The sequence below is a fragment of the Shinella sp. WSD5-1 genome (assembly GCF_963942435.1).
Taxonomy (GTDB): Bacteria; Pseudomonadota; Alphaproteobacteria; order Rhizobiales; family Rhizobiaceae; genus Shinella; species Shinella yambaruensis.
Genome location: NZ_OZ012596.1, coordinates 1904725 through 1921027, shown reverse-complemented (window position 1 = coordinate 1921027; position 16303 = coordinate 1904725). Strand labels below are relative to the sequence as shown.

15 protein-coding genes and 1 pseudogene are annotated in these 16303 nt (G+C 67.4%); 4 read left to right on the top strand and 12 right to left on the bottom strand.

Features of this window, described 5'->3' with window-relative positions; translation table 11 throughout:
- Positions 1 to 21 precede the first annotated feature (21 nt).
- The gene (locus tag AABQ55_RS09315) at positions 22 to 1140 is read right to left on the bottom strand and encodes an AI-2E family transporter (RefSeq protein WP_245082280.1); all 1119 of its coding nucleotides are present in this window, start codon (positions 1138 to 1140) and stop codon (positions 22 to 24) included.
- 388 nt (positions 1141 to 1528) lie between these two features.
- On the opposite strand from AABQ55_RS09315, the gene purM reads away from it, so the two are divergent.
- Both purM and purN read left to right on the top strand, forming a co-directional pair.
- Entirely contained in the window at positions 1529 to 2602 is a 1074-nt protein-coding gene (purM, locus tag AABQ55_RS09310) for a phosphoribosylformylglycinamidine cyclo-ligase (protein ID WP_272804821.1), read from the top strand.
- A complete protein-coding gene (purN, locus tag AABQ55_RS09305) occupies positions 2599 to 3264 on the top strand; it encodes a phosphoribosylglycinamide formyltransferase (RefSeq protein ID WP_272804820.1) in 666 nt (221 codons plus the stop codon). The genes purM and purN overlap by 4 nt, the downstream gene beginning before the upstream one ends.
- Before the next feature lie 266 nt (positions 3265 to 3530).
- Here the strand turns inward: purN and AABQ55_RS09300 are convergent, their stop codons facing one another.
- Entirely contained in the window at positions 3531 to 4283 is a 753-nt protein-coding gene (locus AABQ55_RS09300; protein WP_272804819.1) for a L,D-transpeptidase, read from the bottom strand.
- Positions 4284 to 4555: 272 nt separating this feature from the next.
- Here AABQ55_RS09300 and AABQ55_RS09295 point away from each other — a divergent pair, with 272 nt between their 5' ends.
- The gene (locus tag AABQ55_RS09295) at positions 4556 to 5515 is read left to right on the top strand and encodes a glutathione S-transferase family protein (protein WP_272804818.1); all 960 of its coding nucleotides are present in this window, start codon (positions 4556 to 4558) and stop codon (positions 5513 to 5515) included.
- A 4-nt stretch (positions 5516 to 5519) separates the two neighbouring features.
- Here the strand turns inward: AABQ55_RS09295 and AABQ55_RS09290 are convergent, their stop codons facing one another.
- From AABQ55_RS09290 to AABQ55_RS09265, 7 genes and pseudogenes are all read right to left on the bottom strand, one after another.
- Positions 5520 to 5825, bottom strand: a complete 306-nt coding sequence (locus AABQ55_RS09290; protein ID WP_272804817.1) for an addiction module antidote protein — start codon at positions 5823 to 5825, stop codon at positions 5520 to 5522.
- A gap of 1 nt (position 5826) precedes the next feature.
- A complete protein-coding gene (locus AABQ55_RS09285) occupies positions 5827 to 6120 on the bottom strand; it encodes a type II toxin-antitoxin system RelE/ParE family toxin (protein ID WP_272804816.1) in 294 nt (97 codons plus the stop codon).
- 68 nt (positions 6121 to 6188) lie between these two features.
- Positions 6189 to 7814 (bottom strand): cisplatin damage response ATP-dependent DNA ligase, encoded by a 1626-nt coding sequence (locus tag AABQ55_RS09280; RefSeq protein WP_272804815.1) that lies wholly within the window; start codon positions 7812 to 7814, stop codon positions 6189 to 6191.
- Between the two features lie 56 nt (positions 7815 to 7870).
- Positions 7871 to 8042 (bottom strand): annotated as a pseudogene (locus tag AABQ55_RS37750) (bifunctional diaminohydroxyphosphoribosylaminopyrimidine deaminase/5-amino-6-(5-phosphoribosylamino)uracil reductase RibD); the annotation flags it as partial.
- Between the two features lie 31 nt (positions 8043 to 8073).
- Positions 8074 to 9084 (bottom strand): ligase-associated DNA damage response exonuclease, encoded by a 1011-nt coding sequence (locus AABQ55_RS09275; RefSeq protein ID WP_272804814.1) that lies wholly within the window; start codon positions 9082 to 9084, stop codon positions 8074 to 8076.
- Between the two features lie 252 nt (positions 9085 to 9336).
- Positions 9337 to 9783, bottom strand: a complete 447-nt coding sequence (locus tag AABQ55_RS09270) for a MarR family winged helix-turn-helix transcriptional regulator (protein ID WP_272804813.1) — start codon at positions 9781 to 9783, stop codon at positions 9337 to 9339.
- 63 nt (positions 9784 to 9846) lie between these two features.
- On the bottom strand, positions 9847 to 12147 hold the full coding sequence (locus tag AABQ55_RS09265) for a putative bifunctional diguanylate cyclase/phosphodiesterase (protein WP_272804812.1): 2301 nt from the start codon (positions 12145 to 12147) through the stop codon (positions 9847 to 9849).
- Positions 12148 to 12379: 232 nt separating this feature from the next.
- Between AABQ55_RS09265 and AABQ55_RS09260 the strand changes: the two genes are divergently transcribed.
- Entirely contained in the window at positions 12380 to 13750 is a 1371-nt protein-coding gene (locus AABQ55_RS09260) for a TIGR03808 family TAT-translocated repetitive protein (RefSeq protein WP_272804811.1), read from the top strand.
- Between the two features lie 102 nt (positions 13751 to 13852).
- Here the strand turns inward: AABQ55_RS09260 and AABQ55_RS09255 are convergent, their stop codons facing one another.
- The 3 genes from AABQ55_RS09255 to AABQ55_RS09245 form a co-directional block, all read right to left on the bottom strand.
- Positions 13853 to 14353: a copper chaperone PCu(A)C gene (locus AABQ55_RS09255; RefSeq protein WP_272804810.1), complete on the bottom strand. Its 501-nt coding sequence runs from the start codon at positions 14351 to 14353 to the stop codon at positions 13853 to 13855.
- A 26-nt stretch (positions 14354 to 14379) separates the two neighbouring features.
- Positions 14380 to 15759, bottom strand: coding sequence for a PepSY-associated TM helix domain-containing protein (locus AABQ55_RS09250; protein WP_443021145.1), 1380 nt, complete (start codon positions 15757 to 15759; stop codon positions 14380 to 14382).
- 72 nt (positions 15760 to 15831) lie between these two features.
- Positions 15832 to 16203: a hypothetical protein gene (locus AABQ55_RS09245; protein ID WP_272804808.1), complete on the bottom strand. Its 372-nt coding sequence runs from the start codon at positions 16201 to 16203 to the stop codon at positions 15832 to 15834.
- Positions 16204 to 16303 lie beyond the last annotated feature (100 nt).

Sequence of the window (16303 nt, the reverse complement as noted above, 5' to 3'; positions counted from 1 at the left end):
CTGGCGCGGCCTTGCCGCCGGTCATTCCTCCGGCGTGCTCTCTTCGAGCAGGACGGGCTTGCTCGCCCCATAATAAAGGTCGCTGTCAAGGTAACGCTGCAGGCCGAAGCGGACAAGCACGCCGACGGCGGCGGCCGCCGGCACGGCGATCATCAGGCCGACGAAGCCGAAGAGCGCGCCGAAGGCGACCAGCGCGAACATCAGCCAGACCGGATGCAGGCCGACGCGCGAGCCGACGAGCTTGGGCTGCAGGATGTTGCCCTCGACGAACTGGCCGGCGAAGAAGATGACGGCGACAAGCACGACCATCCAGTAGTCCGGCCAGAACTGCACGACGGCGACGCCCACCGCCAGCACCAGGCCGACCAGCGAGCCGACATAGGGGATGAAGCTGATGAGACCGGCGAAGAGGCCGATCAGCAGGCCGAAATTGAGACCGGCGAAGGAGAGCCCGACGCCGTAGAACAGGCCGAGGATGATGCAGATGGAGCCCTGCCCGCGCACGAAGCCGGCAATCGCCGCGTCCATCTCGGTCGCGATCTGGCGCACGTTGGCGACATGGTCGCGCGGCACCCAGCTGTCCACCTTGGCGATCATGCGGTCCCAGTCGAGCAGGAGATAGAAGGCGACGACCGGCGTGATGACGAGCAGCGAGACGATGTTGACCAGCGCCATGCCGGAGTTCCAGAGCTGCTTGAACACCGTGCCGAGGAAGCCCGCGCCTTCGGCGAGGATGGAGGAAAAGCTCTGCTTGATCGTGCCCATCTGGCTGCTGACCCAGGTGGGCAGCAGGTCGGGGTTGAAGCTCGCCACCAGCTCCTGCAGCTGGGTGACGTAGCCCGGCAGCTTCTCCAGGAAATCCGCCGCCTGCGTGGCCAGCAGCGGGATGACGATCATCAGGGACAGCGCGAAGAGGATGATGAAGGCGATGAGGATGACCACCGTCGCCATCAGCCGGCTGAGGCCCCAGCGCTCCAGCCGGTCTGCGACCGGATCGAGGAAATAGGCGAGCGCCATGCCGGCGATGAAGGGCAGCAGGATATCGCTGAACACAAGGAGGAAGATGAGGAGGAAGCCGAGCGCGATGAGCCAGAAGACCACCTGCCGCTTCAGTCCCGCGCCGCTGATATGGGCTGCCATCGCGCTCTTTCCTTGTGTCACCGTGTTGCTTGAGGAGATAGGATGCGGGGACGAGGAAGGTCAAGGCTCGGCGGGGTGGTGGGGAAGCGTCGTTCTTCCTCAAATTGCCCCTCATCCGGCCTGCCGGCCACCTTCTCCCCGCAAGCGGGGCGAAGGGATGTGCCGCGCCGTTTTCCCCTATTTCCACATCATGCTCGGGGCAGGTCCCCTCTCCCCGCCTGCGGGGAGAGGGCTAGGGTGAGGGGCAAGCAGCACCGCCATCCCCGCAAACCGGTGAAAAAATCCCCGCATTCCCGGCATTCCGCTTGCACTTCATCCCCCGCCATGCCAATCGGGCGCGACAAGCGCCAAGCAGGCCGCAAGCGGGCCTCAAGCCGGAGACGTGAGCATGAGCCAGTCAGGAAAGAACGGTCTGACCTATAGCGATGCGGGCGTCGACATCGACGCGGGCAACCTGATGGTGGAGAAGATCAAGCCGGCCGTGCGCTCGACGCGCCGCCCGGGCGCCGATGGCGAGATCGGCGGCTTCGGCGGCCTGTTCGACCTCAAGGCGGCGGGCTTCACCGATCCGGTGCTCGTTGCCGCCAATGACGGCGTCGGCACCAAGCTGAAGATCGCCATCGACGCGAACCGCCACGACACGGTCGGCATCGACCTCGTCGCCATGTGCGTCAACGACCTCGTGGTGCAGGGCGCCGAACCGCTCTTCTTCCTCGACTATTTCGCCACCGGCAAGCTCGATCCCGACCAGGGCGCGGCGATCGTCGAAGGCATCGCCGAAGGCTGCCGCCAGGCCGGCTGCGCGCTCATCGGCGGCGAGACGGCGGAAATGCCGGGCATGTATTCGCACGGCGACTACGACCTTGCCGGCTTTGCCGTCGGCGCGGCCGAGCGCGGCCGGCTCCTGCCCTCGGGCGATATCGCCGAGGGCGACGTCATCCTCGGCCTTTCCTCCTCGGGCGTGCATTCCAACGGCTATTCGCTGGTGCGCAAGATCGTGACGCTCTCGGGTCTCGCCTGGGACGCGCCCGCCCCGTTCGACGCTGAAAAGAGCCTCGGCGAGGCGCTGCTGACGCCGACGAAGATCTATGTGAAGCCGCTCCTGAAAGCGATCCGCGAGACTGGTTCCATCAAGGCGCTGGCGCATATCACCGGCGGCGGCTTCCCGGAAAACATTCCGCGCGTGCTGCCGAAGCATCTCGCCGCCGAGATCGACCTTGCCGCCGTCAAGGCGCCGGCCGTGTTCTCCTGGCTTGCAAAGACGGGCGGCGTGGCGGCGACGGAAATGCTGCGCACCTTCAACTGCGGCGTCGGCATGATCGCCGTCGTTCCCGCCGACAAGGCCGACGAGGTCGCCGCTGTCCTCATCCGCGAGGGCGAAACCGTCTTCCGCCTCGGCCGCATGGTCACGCGCGAAGAGGGCGCCGCCGGCACGATCTACAAGGGCACGCTCGCCCTATGAGCGGATCGCGCAAGCGCGTCGTCGCCTTCATCTCCGGCGGCGGCTCCAACATGCTGGCCCTGGCGAAGGCCGCAGAGGACCCGGATTTCCCGGCCGAGATCGTCGCCGTCTTCTCCGACAAGGCGGAGGCCGGCGGGCTGGCCAGGGCGGAAGCGCTCGGCATTCCGGCCCGCGCCTTCCTGCGCAAGGATTTCGCCAGCAAGGAGGCCCACGAGGCGGCCATCATCGAGGCGCTCGACGCGCTCTCGCCCGACCTCATCTGCCTTGCCGGCTACATGCGCCTGATCTCCGGCGCCTTCGTCAGCCGCTATGAGGGCCGCATCCTCAACATCCACCCATCCCTCCTGCCGCTCTTCCCCGGCCTCAACACGCACCAGCGCGCCCTCGACGCGGGCATGCGCATCGCCGGCTGCACGGTGCATTTCGTGACCGAGGGCATGGACGAAGGCCCGGCCATCGTGCAGGCCGCGGTTCCCGTCCTGCCGGACGACACGGCCGGGACGCTCGCCGCGCGCGTCCTGACGGTCGAGCATCTGAGCTATCCGCTGGCGCTGCGGCTCGTCGCGGAGGGCAAGGTGCGCATGCAGGGCGGCAAGGCCGTCGCCACCGGCGACCTGCCGCGGCTCGACGGCGCGCTGCTGATCTCGCCGGCGGCGGGCTAGGGCGCATACCCCACAAGGGGGCTACTCATATGAAGTTCGACGATGCCGCACATCACCTTCTCCCCCGCGGGGAGAAGGTGGCCCGAAGGGTCGGATGAGGGGGTGGCTCGGATCGAGCCTTTGCGCCTTCGCCATCCCCCTCATCCGCCTGCCGGCACCTTCTCCCCGCGGGGGAGAAGGAAAAGGAGGCAACGGGTTTCCTTCCATATGCGACAGTCCTGCCCTTGTGGGGAGATGCCCGGCAGGGCAGAGGGGGGTGTCCCGCCTCAGATCACCAAGATCGGCGCCTTGCCCTTCACGCGATCGTAGAGATCGATGACATCCTGGTTCAGCATGCGCACGCAGCCGGAGGAGACGGCCTTGCCGATGGACTTCCATTCCGGCGAGCCGTGCAGGCGGTAGAGCGTGTCCTCGCCGTTCTGGAAGATGTAGAGGGCGCGCGCGCCGAGCGGGTTGTTGAGGCCGCCGGGCATGCCGCCGTTGGCGGCGGAGTATTTGACGAGTTCGGGCTGGCGCGCGACCATCTCGTCCGGCGGCGTCCATTTCGGCCAGGCCTGCTTCCACTGGATGACGCCGCGGCCCGACCAGGAAAAACCCTGCCGGCCGATGCCGACGCCATAGCGCATGGCGCGGCCGTTCGGCAGGATGAGGTAGAGGAAGCGGTTGCCTGTGTCGACGATGATCGTGCCGGGTCGCTCGCCGAACGGGCTTTCGACCTCCTGGCGATAGTAGCGCGCGTCGATCTGCTGGTAGGGCACCGCCGGCACCTGATAGCCGCCGTCGAAGACCGGACCGTAGATCGAGGCGTAATAGGACGATTCCGGCAGGAGCCCGCTCGGCGGCCGGGCGCCGTCGATATATTCCGGCCGGCCCTCCAGCGCGGGATTGCGGAAATAGGGCCGGGTCTCGTAGCGGAACCGGTCCGTGTTCATCGAGGAGGTGCAGCCGGCCAGGCCGCTTGCCATGGCAAGCCCGGTAAACTGCAGGAAGCGGCGGCGGGAGAGCGCGGTGTCGGTCATGGAGATCGTCAAAATCCGTTGTGCGGAAACGTAGAATGGGGCGAGAGGCTGAATCACTAACTAACGAGCGGCAAATTAGGTCCATAACCCTGCCACAATTGTGGCAATTGCGGCTGGCCTCAGGCTTGCGCGCCCGCTTTTCGCCGCCCTGTCGCCGCCCGGCCACGGCGAGGGCCGCTTTGTGAACGCTGTGTCAATCGCCGGGAGAATTGCCGTTTTCGCGCGCGCGGATTATCCCGGACGGCAACTTCAACCGAAACGAGGGGAACGCGATGCTCGTCAACGGCAAATGGACGGAAGACTGGCAGCCCGTCCAGGCGAAGGATGCCAAGGGCGGCTTCGTGCGGCAGGTTTCGAGCTTCCGCAACTGGGTGACGCCCGACGGCAGCGCCGGCCCGACGGGCGACGGCGGCTTTGCGGCCGAGACCGGGCGCTACCAGCTCTATGTCGCGCTGATCTGCCCCTGGGCCTCGCGCACGCTGATCGCCCGCAAGCTGAAGAAGCTCGACGGCGTGATCTCCGTCTCTGTCGTCGAGCCGGCGCTGACCGACCAGGGCTGGCGCTTTGGCGACTATCCGGGCGCAAACCGCGACGCGCTCAACGGCGCAACCTACATGCACGAACTCTACACCCGCGCCGACCCCACCTTCACCGGCCGGGCCACCGTGCCGGTGCTCTGGGACAAGGCTTCGAAAACGATCGTCAACAACGAATCCGCCGACATCATACGCATGCTGAACAGCGGCTTCGGCGCGCTGGCGGACGCGAGCGTCGACCTCTACCCGCAGACCCTGCGCGGCGAGATCGACGCGCTCAACGAACGCATCTATCCCGCGCTCAACAACGGCGTCTACCGCGCCGGCTTCGCCACCACGCAGGTCGCCTACGAGGAAGCCTTCCACGGCGTCTTTGCGATGCTGGACGAACTGGAGGCGCGCCTTGCCGCCGGCGGGCCGTTCCTCACCGGCAAGGCCTTCACGGAGGCCGACATCCGCCTCTTCGTCACCCTCGTCCGCTTCGATGCCGCCTATCACGGCCTCTTCAAGTGCAACCGCCGGCAGCTTGCCGACTATGCGGCGCTCTCGGCCTATGCGAAGCGCGTGCTAGACCTGCCGGGCGTGCGCGAGACGGTCAGCATCGACCATATCAAGCACGGCTACCATTCGATCAAGTCGCTGAACCCGAACGGCATCGTGCCGCTCGGACCGGATCTTTCGGCGCTGGGACTTTGAGCGCCTATGCCGCATCCTGCTGTTTGATCGTCAGCGTGTATCCCATGGCGGAAAGAACCTTGAAAACGGTGGCGAATTCGGGATTTCCACTGTTGCCGAGCGCACGATAGATGCTCTTCGGATTGAGGTTCGCAGCCGCGGCGATTTCCGCCATGCCGCGTGCGCGCGCGACTGTTCCGATCGCATGGCGGATTTCCGCCATATCGCCCTCTTCGAGAACCGCCGCGATATAGGCCGCCTGGCGCTCCGGCGTATCCAGATGCGCCGCCGCGTCGAAGGTGGGCAGGTCAGCGATCTTCTTCTTGGCCATCTCATTCACTCCATTGCGCGGCGATCTCGATCGCCCGCTTGATATCGCGGCGTTGCGTCGATTTATCGCCGCCGCAAAGCAACAGGATCAGGACCGGACCGCGTTGAGCGAAATAGACGCGATAGCCCGGCCCATAATCGATCTTCAGTTCCGACACGCCCCGCCCGACATCCTTCACCTGGCCGGGATTGCCTTGCTGCAGGCGCTCCACCCGGCGGACAATCCGGGCATGGGCGTTTGCGTCTCGCAGAGCGCCAAGCCACTTCGTAAATGCAGGCGCTTCCTTGATGATCATGGGCAGCAAAGTAGCCTATAGGCGACCAGAAGGCAATCGAGCTTCCAGCCTCCCTTCCGGATACGGCTTCAAGCTTCCCGCGCCTCCACCATCGCCATCAGCGTCTCCAGCCGGTCGGCGTCGGCGGGCAGCTTGTCCTGGCGCAGGCGGGCGATGCGGGGGAAGCGCATGGCGACGCCGGATTTGTGGCGGGTGGAGCGGTTGATGCCCTCGAAGGCGACCTCCAGCACGAAGCCGTAGCCGGGCTCGGCCCTGACGGCGCGCACGGGGCCGAAACGGTCGGTCGTGTTGTTGCGCACGTAGCGGTCCAGCACTTCGAGCTCGGCATCGGTGAAGCCGAAATAGGCCTTTCCGACGGGCACCAGCAGGGGGCCGTCCGGGCCATCGGTCCACACGCCGAAGGTGAAGTCGGAATAGTAGCTCGAGCGTTTGCCGTGGCCGCGCTGGGCATACATCATGACGGCGTCGATGTTGAAGGGATCGCGCTTCCACTTGAACCACGGGCCCTTCATGCGGCCGGCCTGGTAGGGGCTGTCGAGCCGCTTGAGCATCACCCCCTCGATGACCGGATCGGGCGGATCGCGGCGGATCGTCTCCAGCTCGGCCCATGAGCCGAAGGGCACCAGCGGCGACAGGTCGAAACGGTCGTGCGGCGCCTTCTCGATCATTTCGCCGAGGCGGGCGCGGCGGTCGGAAAAGCTTTCGGGGCGCACATCCGCCTCGCCCTCGAAGAGCACGTCATAGGCGCGCACGAAGGCGGGATAGTCCTCCAGCATGCGCGCGGTGACGGTCTTGCGGTTGAGGCGCTGCTGGAGATCGGAGAAGGTGCGCGTCGGGCTGTTCATGCGCGCCGTGCCGCCGACGAGCAGCTCGCCGTCCACCACGCCCTCGAAATTGATCGCCTCCAGCACATCCGGGAAGGCGGCGGAGATGTCGTCGCCGGAGCGGGAATAGAGGCGGCGTGTGCTGCCCGCCGCGGAGAGTTGCACGCGAATGCCGTCCCATTTCCATTCGGCGGCGAAATCGGCCGGGTCGAGCGCGTCGAGATCCCCCTCGCCCACCGGATTGGCGAGCATGACGGAATGGAAGATGGCGGGGGTGGCGAGCACCGGGCGGTCCGCCCGGCCCTCCAGCCAGGCGAAGAGCGGCTCGTAGGGCGGCGACAGCCCGTGCCACAGCGTCTCGATCTCCACGACATCCCTGCCGGAGAAATCGGCGAGCGCCTGCTTGGCGAGGCGGGCGGAGACGCCGATGCGCAGGCCGCCGGTCGCAAGCTTGAGGAAGGCGAAGCGGGCGGAGGGATCGAGCCGGTCGAGCAGATCGCGCACCGCGCCGCGCACCTCCGTGCGGCCGAGCGCGTTCATGCGGGAAACGACGGCGCCGAGCCGGGGCTGCGCTTCATCCGGCACGCGCTCCTTGCGCTCCTCGTCCCAGACGAGCGCGATGGTTTCCGCAAGGTCGCCGACATAATCGTAGGAATAGCGGAACAGCACCTCGTCCATGCGCTCCAGCACGAGTTCGCGCAAGAGCGCCGGCTTGACGCTCTTCAAGTCCAGCGTGCCGGCAATGGCGGCAAGGCCGTAGCCGCGGTCGGGATCGGGCGTGTCGCGGAAATAATCGGCCAGCAGCGTCAGCTTGCCGTTGCGCGAAGGGGTGAGGACGAGGCGGTCGAGGAGCGTGGCGAAGGCTCTCATGGGGAGTGCCTTCCGGCTGCGTGCGATGGGTTTGTGGTCGGGGCGTGCATTGTGGCACCCCCCTCTGCCCTGCCGGGCATCTCCCCCTCAAGGGGGGAGATTGGATGGAGCAACGTTTCGCCCATCGCCGGCGCTGCTGATCGAGCAAGGCTCCTGCTTCTTGCCGATCTCCCCCCCTGTGGGGGAGATGCCCGGCAGGGCAGAGGGGGGTGTTGCGGCCCCGAAGACGGAACCGGCGAAGGACAAGCGGGCTGCATCCTCAATCCCCCTCATCCTCATAGCCGACGAGATGCAGCGGCCTGGCCGGGATGCCGGCGAGTTCGCACCAGCGCACCAGCGCCTCCTCGCGGCCATGCGTCACCCAGACCTCGCGCGGCGCGAGTTCGCGGATCGTCCCGGTCAGTTCCGGCCAGTCGCAATGGTCGGAGATGACGAGCGGCAGCTCGACGCCGCCCTGCTTGGCACGCTGGCGCACCATCATCCAGCCGGAGGCGAATGCGACGAGCGGCTCGTTGAAGCGGCGCGCCCAGCGGTCGGCGAAGGCCGAGGGCGGGCCGACGACGACGGCACCGCGGAAATCGGCGGGGCTGCTTCTCTCCGTCGTGGCGGGGCGCAGGTCGCCGAGCGCAATGCCGCGGCTGACATAGTAGTCGCAGAGACGGGCGAGCGAACCGTGGATGTAGATCGGCGCGTCATAGCCGCAATCGCGCAGGAGGCGGATGACGCGCTGCGCCTTGCCGAGCGAATAGGCGCCGAGAAGATGGCTGCGCTCGGGGAACTGGCGGAGCGAGGTCAGCAGCTTGCCCATCTCGCCCTTCGGCTCGGGATGATGGAAGACCGGCAGGCCGAAGGTCGCCTCGGTGATGAAGACGTCGCAGGGCACCGGCTCGTAGGGCGTTGCGGTCGGGTCCGCGCTGCGCTTGTAATCGCCGGAGGCGACGATGGTGAGGCCCGCGCGCTCCACCGCGATCTGCGCCGAACCGAGCACATGGCCGGCAGGATGGAAGGAGACGGTGACGCCGGAAAGATCGATGCGCTCGCCGAAGGCGGCCGCCTGCATGGCGCCGCAGAAATCCGCGCCGTAGCGGATACCCATGATGTCGAGCGTCTCGCGCGTCGCCAGCACCGCGCCGTGCCCGGCCCTGGCATGGTCGGAATGGCCGTGGGTGATCAGCGCCCTTGCCACGGGGCGGACGGGATCGATGTAGAAATCGCCGGCAGGGCAATAAAGGCCGGCGGGCGCCGGATGGAGGAGCTGGTCTGGCTTCATGCGGGGGAAGATAGAGGGTTTTGTGCGCGGTGCCAGTGGCAGCCGTCGGCGGCGTGCCGTGCGGGTGGATCCTCGGGTCGAGCCCGAGGATGACGCAAGAAGGGGAGTGAAGGCGAACCGACGCGACGACTCCCCTGCCGCACCGGTCAATGCGCTTGGAAGCCCCTCCTCCCCACCGTCATCCTCGGGCTCGACCCGAGGATCCACCCGCACGGCACGCTTCAAACGGGGGCTGCCGCGCCGGGCGTCCGCTCAGGCGATCGCCAGCATTCCGGCGCGCAGCGCGGCCATGTCGACGGCGGCAAGCTGGCGGTCGATCTTCTCGTGCGTCTCCTTCCAGACCGGGAAGGCCTGCGTCAGCAGGCGGCGCCCCTCGCCCGTCAGGCGCAGGAGCCGGCCGCGCCGGTCGCGCGGGTCGGCCTCGACGGCGACGAGGCCGCGGCGCTCCAGCGGCTTCAGCGCGGCCGTCAGCGTCGTGCGGTCCATGGCGAGCACGGCGGCGACCGGGCCCATCGGCGGCGGCTCCGGGCGGTTCAGCGCCATCAGCAGCGAGAACTGGCCGTTGGTGAGCCCGCAGGGGCGCAGGGCATCGTCGAAACGCCGGGCCAGCGCCCGCGCCGCGCGCTGCGCATGCAGGCACAGGCAGGTATCGCGCACGAAGAGGGTCGTCTCGTAGGAAATCAAGGGTTCGTCGATCATGCCCTTACTGTTGATATCAACATAGCGTTGTCAAGAGCGGAGGGACCCGAACCACAGGGATTGTTAGAGATTGGGAATGCAGAGGATCGCCTGGAGGGCGCGGGCGTCGATGGGGCGGGAGAGGTAGTAGCCCTGGATCTCGTCGCAGCCGGCCTCGCGCAGGAAGTCGACCTGCTCGCGCGTCTCCACGCCCTCGGCGATCACCCGCAACTGCAGCGTATGGGCCAGCGAGATGACGGCGCGGGCGATGGCCGCGTCGTCGCCGTCGTCCGGCAGGTCCTGCACGAAGGACCGGTCGATCTTGAGGCGGCCGACGGGGAAACGCTTCAGCGAGGCAAGGCTGGAATAGCCGGTGCCGAAATCGTCGATGGCAAGGTGCACGCCGAGCTTTTCCAGCCGGTGCATGGTCTCCACCGCCTGCTGCACGTCCTGCATGATCAGGCTTTCGGTCAATTCCAGTTCCAGATAGCGCGCCTCCAGCCCGCTTTCGGCAAGGGCGGCGGCGACGCGCTCGACCCAGTCCTTCTCCTGAAACTGGCGGGCCGAGACATTGACGCTGACGACGATGGGCGGCAGGCCGCTCTCCTGCCAGGCCTTGTTCTGCCGGCAGGCGGCGCGCAGCGTCCAGTCGCCGATCGGGCCGATCAGGCCGGTCTCCTCGGCAAGCGGGATGAAATCGCCCGGGCCGATCAGCCCGCGCCCGGGATGGCGCCAGCGGATCAGCGCCTCGACAGCGAAGATGCGCCCGGTCGCAAGGTCCATCTGCGGCTGGTACTGCAGGAAAAGCTCGCCGTGGGCGAGCGCGCGGCGCAGCTCCTCCTGGCGCTCCAGCTTCTCATGTGCGCGGTTGGCCAGCTCGGCGGTGAAGACCTGCATGGCATCGCGGCCGATCTCCTTGGCCCGGTACATGGCGGCGTCCGCACGGGCCAGCAGCTCGGTCGCGTTGCGGCCGTGCTCGGGATAGGCGGCGACGCCCATGCTGCAGGTGACCTGGAAGGAGCGGCCCTCGATGAGCACCGGCTCGGCGATCGCCTCGCGCACCGCGCGCAGCCGGTCCTCCACGCTCTCGCCCTTGCGCATCGCGCCGTTGATGAGCACGACGAACTCGTCGCCGCCGAGGCGCACGATGCTGTCGCTCGCCCGCACGCAGCGCAGCATCCGCGCCGCGACGATCTTCAGCAGCTCGTCGCCGGCATGGTGGCCGAGGCTGTCGTTGACCAGCTTGAAATGATCGAGATCGAGGAAGGCGAGCGTCATGCCGCCGCCGCACTCGTCGGCCGCCTCGATGGCGGAGGCCACGCGCTCGTCGAGCATGCTGCGGTTCGGCAGGCCCGTCAGCGTGTCGTGATGGGCCATGAACTGGATGCTGTCCTCCGCCTCCTTGCGCTCGATGGCGATGCCGGCAATGTGCGTCGCCATGCCGACGAGCTTCAGGCATTCGGCCGTCGGCTCGCCGGGGCTGCGCGAATAGAGCGCGAAGGAGCCGAGCACCTTGCCCTGGTAGGACTGGATCGGCGAGGACCAGCAGGCGCGGAAGCCGTAGGGCGCGACGAGCGCCTTGGCGTCCTCCCAGAGCGGATCGGTCTGGATGTCGGAGACGATGACGGGCTCGCCGCGCCACATCGCGGTGCCGCAGGAACCGACCTTCGGGCCGATCTCGATCCCCTCGATCAACTGGCTGTAGGCGGGGTCGAGATTGGGCGCGGCACCGTTGAGGATATGCTTGCCATCGGCCGCGAGCATCAGGATCGAGCCGGTGACTTCCGGCACATGCGCCTCGATCAGCAGGATGAGGGAGGAGAAGACGTCGACCAGCGGTGCGCCGAGCGCGATCATCTTCAACAGATGCGCCTGGCCGACATGCAGGCTCTCGGAGCGCTTGCGCTCGGTGATGTCGCGCGAGACGCCGACGAGGCCGATCACGTCGCCCTCGGGACTGCGCACCGGCAGCTTCGAGGTGAGCAGCCATTTGAGCCTGCCCGCGGAATCGCGGATCAGCTCCTCCATGTCGAGCATGGGACGGCCGGTGCGGATGATCTCCTGCTCGGTCTCGAAGAAGCCGCGGGCGACATGTTCGGGGTGGATGTCGAAATCGGAGAGGCCCTCCAGGCTTTCCAGCCCCTCGCGGCGGTTGTCGTCGACGATCGCCCGGTTGGCGACGACGAAGCGGCTGTTCCTGTCCTTGAAGAAGAGGTAGTCCGGCACCTCGTCGATCATCGCTTCGAGCCAGATCGTGCGCTCGCCCTGCGCGGAGGCGAGCGGAAAGAGCCGCGTCGCCTCGCAGATCAGGCGCTGGCCGGCGGACATCAATCGTGCCGTTGCATCGACCTCTTCGTTGTCAAGGTGAGACAGTTTCGTCGACATGAACCCCTGCAATTCCCAAGCGCAAGGAAGGGCGCTGTCAGCCGCCTCCCTTTCGGAATGCCCGATGGTACACCTAGAGTCGTTATCCAACCCTAAAGGAAACCGGCGAAATGCTGTCGATCCGGGCCTTACCGCCTCTCTGCGGCAACCTTGGCGCGCAGCATCCGGCTGTTCCGTTCCGGCACAAAACCATCTGGCACGCTTCCTGCTCCCTGACGGGCAAGGAGCTTTCATGGTTAGCAGACGGTTATTTCTCTCGGGCCTCGGCCTTGGCGCGGCGGGCATCGTTCCCCCGGCACTCGCCCGCACGCAGCGGCTGCCGGTCGTCGACGTCGATCTCCGCGGCAGCATCGACGCCTCGGCGCACGGCATCCGCCCCGGCGCGGACGACCGCAAGAGCAAGGCCTTCGCCAAGCTGTTGAAGGAAGCGGCGGCGAAGAACATGCCCGTCTTCCTGCCGCCGGGCGACTATGCCGTCTCCAACATCACGCTGCCCGACAATACGCGCCTCACCGGCGTGCCGGGCGCCACCCGCATCGTCTATGGCGGCGACGGCCACCTCTTCGCCGCCGACGGCGCGGGCCGGATCGAGCTTGCCAACCTCGTCATCGACGGGGCGAACCGCTGGCTCGGCGATACGGTCGACGGCCTCGTGCATTTCAGCAATGTCGCCAATGTGATGATCGAGAACTGCGAGATCCAGGGCTCCTCCAAGACGGCGGTCAGCCTGCAGCGCTGCGGCGGGCGCATCGAGCGCAGCCGGCTTTCGGGCGCTGCGGAATACGCGCTCTATGCCGTGGAGAGCCGCGACCTGTCGGTCACCGGCAACCACGTCTTCGACTGCGGCAATGGCGGCATCCTGATCCACCGCTGGGAGAAGGGCCACGACGGCACGATCGTCTCGGGCAACCGCATCGCCCGCATTTCCGCCACCAGCGGCGGCACCGGCCAATACGGCAACGGCATCAACGTCTTCCGCGCCGACGCGGTGATGATCGGCAACAACCATGTTTCCGGCTGCGCCTTTTCCGCCATCCGCGCCAATGCCGGCTCGAACGTGCAGATATCCGGCAATACCTGCCTCGACAGCGGCGAGGCTGCGATCTATTCCGAATTCGGCTTCGAGGGCGCGCTCGTCAACGGCAACCTCGTCGACGGCGCCGCCAGCGGCATCCTCATCGTCAATTTCGACGAGGGCGGGCGGCTTGCGACCGTCACCGGCAACGTGGTGCGCAACCTCCGGCTCGAAGGCCCCTATATCCACGACGGCGCGGGCTTCGGCATCGGCATCGCGGTGGAGGCCGATACGGTCGTCTCGGGCAATACCGTGGAGAACGCCCCGAAATGGGGGCTGATGCTCGGCTGGGGACCCTATATGCGCGGCCTCGTCGTCAACGGCAACCTGGTGCGCCGCAGCCCGGTCGGCTGCGCCGCGACCGTCGTGGAGGAGGCAGGCTCGGCCCTCATCTCCGGCAACATCTTCGAGGACACCCCGAACGGCGCGATTGCCGGCTACCGCTGGAACGAGCGCACCACCGGGGATCTCTCAAGGGATGGCTCGACCTTCGCGCACCTGACGATCGAACGGAACCGGACGGGCTGAGCCCGTCCCGAAACGCGTCTCTTCTTCCTGCCCGAACGGAGAGGCGCCATGGTGGATGAGGGGGCAGCGCCGCATCGCCCCCTCATCCGCTGATCCCGGGTCTCAGCCGCCGTGGCCGCCATGGCCGGCAGCAGCGCCGTTGCCCTGCCCGGCGCCGGGCCTGGCGGCCCCGATCGTGAAATCCACGTCGATCGCGCCGGCCTTCTCGAAGGTCAGCGTCGCCTTGAATTTCTCCCCTTCCTTGAAGGGGTGCTTGATGCGCATGAACATGACGTGCAGCCCGCCGGACTTCAGCTCGACCGTGGCGCCGGCCGGGATCTCGATGCCGTCCGGCAGCTGGCGCATCTTCATCACGTCGTTCTCGACGGCCATTTCGTGCAGCTGCACGTCGTCGGACACGTCCGGCGCGGTGATGGAGACGAGGCGGTCGGCCTCGGTGCCCTTGTTGGTGATGGTCATGAAGCCGCCGCCGACCGGCTGGCCGGGCAGCGTCGCCCGGGAGGCCGGGTGGTCGATCTCCAGGTTGCCGAGGGTGAAGTCGTGGGCCAAGGCGGCCGAGGCCGAGAGCGCCAGGGCGACGAAGGAGGCGAGAATGCGTTTCATGGAAAAAATCCTTTCTGGCTTTGCGTTCAGGAAAAGAGGCGCCGCAGCGGCGGCACGAGGCGGATGACGAACTGGTCGAGGAGAATCATGGCGAGGATGGTGAGGCCCGTCAGCGGGAAGAGCACGCCGAAGACGGCGGCGATCGCCCACAGGCCGACATAGATGCGCCCCCCGCGCGGGCCGGGCGGCACGCCGATGCGGTCCCTCGGCCGGCGCTTCCACCACATGACGACGGCCGACAGGCTCATCGCGATGACGACGAGGCAGGTCGCAAGCATCAGGAGCTGGTTGAAGAGGCCCCATTCCTGCCCCTTGTGCACGTTGATGCCCCATTCGATCAGCTTGCCCGTCGCCGGATAGTCGGCATAGGCGGTGTCGACAAGGCGCTCGCCGGTATACTGGTCGATATGCAGCGTGCGCTCGTATTGCAGGTCGGCGGGATAGATCGCCGCCGTGTAGACGCCGGTCTCGCCTGCGGGCGGCGAAAGGTCGTAGCCGGGCAGCATGCCGGCGGCATCGGCGATCGTCACGGCATTGTCGAGGCCGATGGGCGGCAGCGCCACCTGCCCCTCGCCCGGCGGCGTCGAGGCCGGCACCGGCGCGTTCTCCATCAGCCAGGCGGTCTTCGGCAGGACATCGCTGGTGACCAGCATGGAATGCGGCACCCGGTCCCACAGCTCGGCCGGATAGCCCATGCCGTTCGCCGTGAGATAGCCGTTGACCTTGCTGCCCCAGAAGCCGGTCCACAACAGGCCGCTGAAGGCGAGGAACAGGATGAGCACGCTGGCGAAGATGCCGGTGACGGCATGAAGATCGCGCCAGAAGACGCGCCTTGCCGGCGTGCCCCGCACGCTGACGACGCCGCCCGTCTGGCTGCGCGGCCACCAGAGATAGATGCCGGTGAGCACGAGCACGACGGCAAAGCCGGCGACGACCTCTATGATGCGCTCCCAGGCGGTGCCGAAATAATCGAGGCTGTGCAGGTCCTCCACGACCTGGTTGAACTCCTCCTTTGCGCCGACCGTGTCCAGGACGGCGCCGTCATAGGGATCGACGAAGACCAGCACCTTGCCGGCCCCGGTGGAGACCGTCACGCGGGCGGAGCGGTCCGCGCCGGCCGGCGTGCGGTAGGAGGAGAGCGTTCCGCCCGGCACGGCGGCGACGGCCTTCTCCACGATGGCCGAGGGCGGCAGTTCCGCGCCGCCGACCGTGACATAGTTGCGGTAGCGGAAGAGGCTGGCGTCGATCTCGTCGTTGAAGAGATAGAGCCCGCCGGTGACGGCAAGGCTGATCATGAAGGGCACGGCGAGCAGGCCGGCGAAGAAGTGCCATCGCCAGATGGCGCGGTAGAGGCGCTGCGCGAGCGCGGAGGGCTGGGCGGCGGCAACGGCCGGCGCATCGGAAATCACGGACATGCAAGGGTCCTGTCAGGCTGGATTTTCGGCACACGGCGGCGAACCGGCGTGCGGGCGCAACAGTCAGGCGGACAGGAAGGGAGGCGCGCGGGGCGGCGCGCCGGGACGCTCGCGCCGCGGGCGCAACGCCTCCTCGACGAGGGGGAGCGCGGCAAGGCGGCGGAAGGCGAGCACGGCGCCGTCGAGATCGGCCGGCGCCGGCATCAGCATGGCGCTGCCGATGCGGCAGGCCTCGCACTTCACCGGCCCCACATGCTTAGCCTTGCCGCCCACCATGTCGTTGAGGCAGATATCCGGCAGGGTGCCGTCGGGAAGCACGTATTGCGTGAGTTCCAGCGCCGTCGGCGCGGTGGCCGAGGCCGGCTGGTGGGCGAAACCGACGGACAGCAGGGCGACCGCGCAGAGAATGCGCAGGCAGGCGGCCCAACGTGTCATGCGTCCTGTCATCGGTCGTCCTCATCCGCGATCGGCGGACCCTTCGCCCTTAGCCCCATGCCGGCGGCAGGTCAATGCGACAAGCAGGCCCGGGGCCATC

Bases quoted from the DNA above. Each gene is read 5' to 3' on its own strand.
- purM (WP_272804821.1), top strand. From the start codon at position 1,529: ATGAGCCAGTCAGGAAAGAACGGTCTGACCTATAGCGATGCGGGCGTC.
- AABQ55_RS09300 (WP_272804819.1), bottom strand. From the start codon at position 4,283: ATGACCGACACCGCGCTCTCCCGCCGCCGCTTCCTGCAGTTTACCGGG.
- AABQ55_RS09280 (WP_272804815.1), bottom strand. From the start codon at position 7,814: ATGAGAGCCTTCGCCACGCTCCTCGACCGCCTCGTCCTCACCCCTTCG.
- AABQ55_RS09290 (WP_272804817.1), bottom strand. From the start codon at position 5,825: ATGGCCAAGAAGAAGATCGCTGACCTGCCCACCTTCGACGCGGCGGCG.
- AABQ55_RS09275 (WP_272804814.1), bottom strand. From the start codon at position 9,084: ATGAAGCCAGACCAGCTCCTCCATCCGGCGCCCGCCGGCCTTTATTGC.
- AABQ55_RS09285 (WP_272804816.1), bottom strand. From the start codon at position 6,120: ATGATCATCAAGGAAGCGCCTGCATTTACGAAGTGGCTTGGCGCTCTG.
- AABQ55_RS09295 (WP_272804818.1), top strand. From the start codon at position 4,556: ATGCTCGTCAACGGCAAATGGACGGAAGACTGGCAGCCCGTCCAGGCG.
- AABQ55_RS09260 (WP_272804811.1), top strand. From the start codon at position 12,380: ATGGTTAGCAGACGGTTATTTCTCTCGGGCCTCGGCCTTGGCGCGGCG.
- AABQ55_RS09255 (WP_272804810.1), bottom strand. From the start codon at position 14,353: ATGAAACGCATTCTCGCCTCCTTCGTCGCCCTGGCGCTCTCGGCCTCG.
- AABQ55_RS09245 (WP_272804808.1), bottom strand. From the start codon at position 16,203: ATGACACGTTGGGCCGCCTGCCTGCGCATTCTCTGCGCGGTCGCCCTG.
- AABQ55_RS09270 (WP_272804813.1), bottom strand. From the start codon at position 9,783: ATGATCGACGAACCCTTGATTTCCTACGAGACGACCCTCTTCGTGCGC.
- AABQ55_RS09315 (WP_245082280.1), bottom strand. From the start codon at position 1,140: ATGGCAGCCCATATCAGCGGCGCGGGACTGAAGCGGCAGGTGGTCTTC.
- AABQ55_RS09265 (WP_272804812.1), bottom strand. From the start codon at position 12,147: ATGTCGACGAAACTGTCTCACCTTGACAACGAAGAGGTCGATGCAACG.
- purN (WP_272804820.1), top strand. From the start codon at position 2,599: ATGAGCGGATCGCGCAAGCGCGTCGTCGCCTTCATCTCCGGCGGCGGC.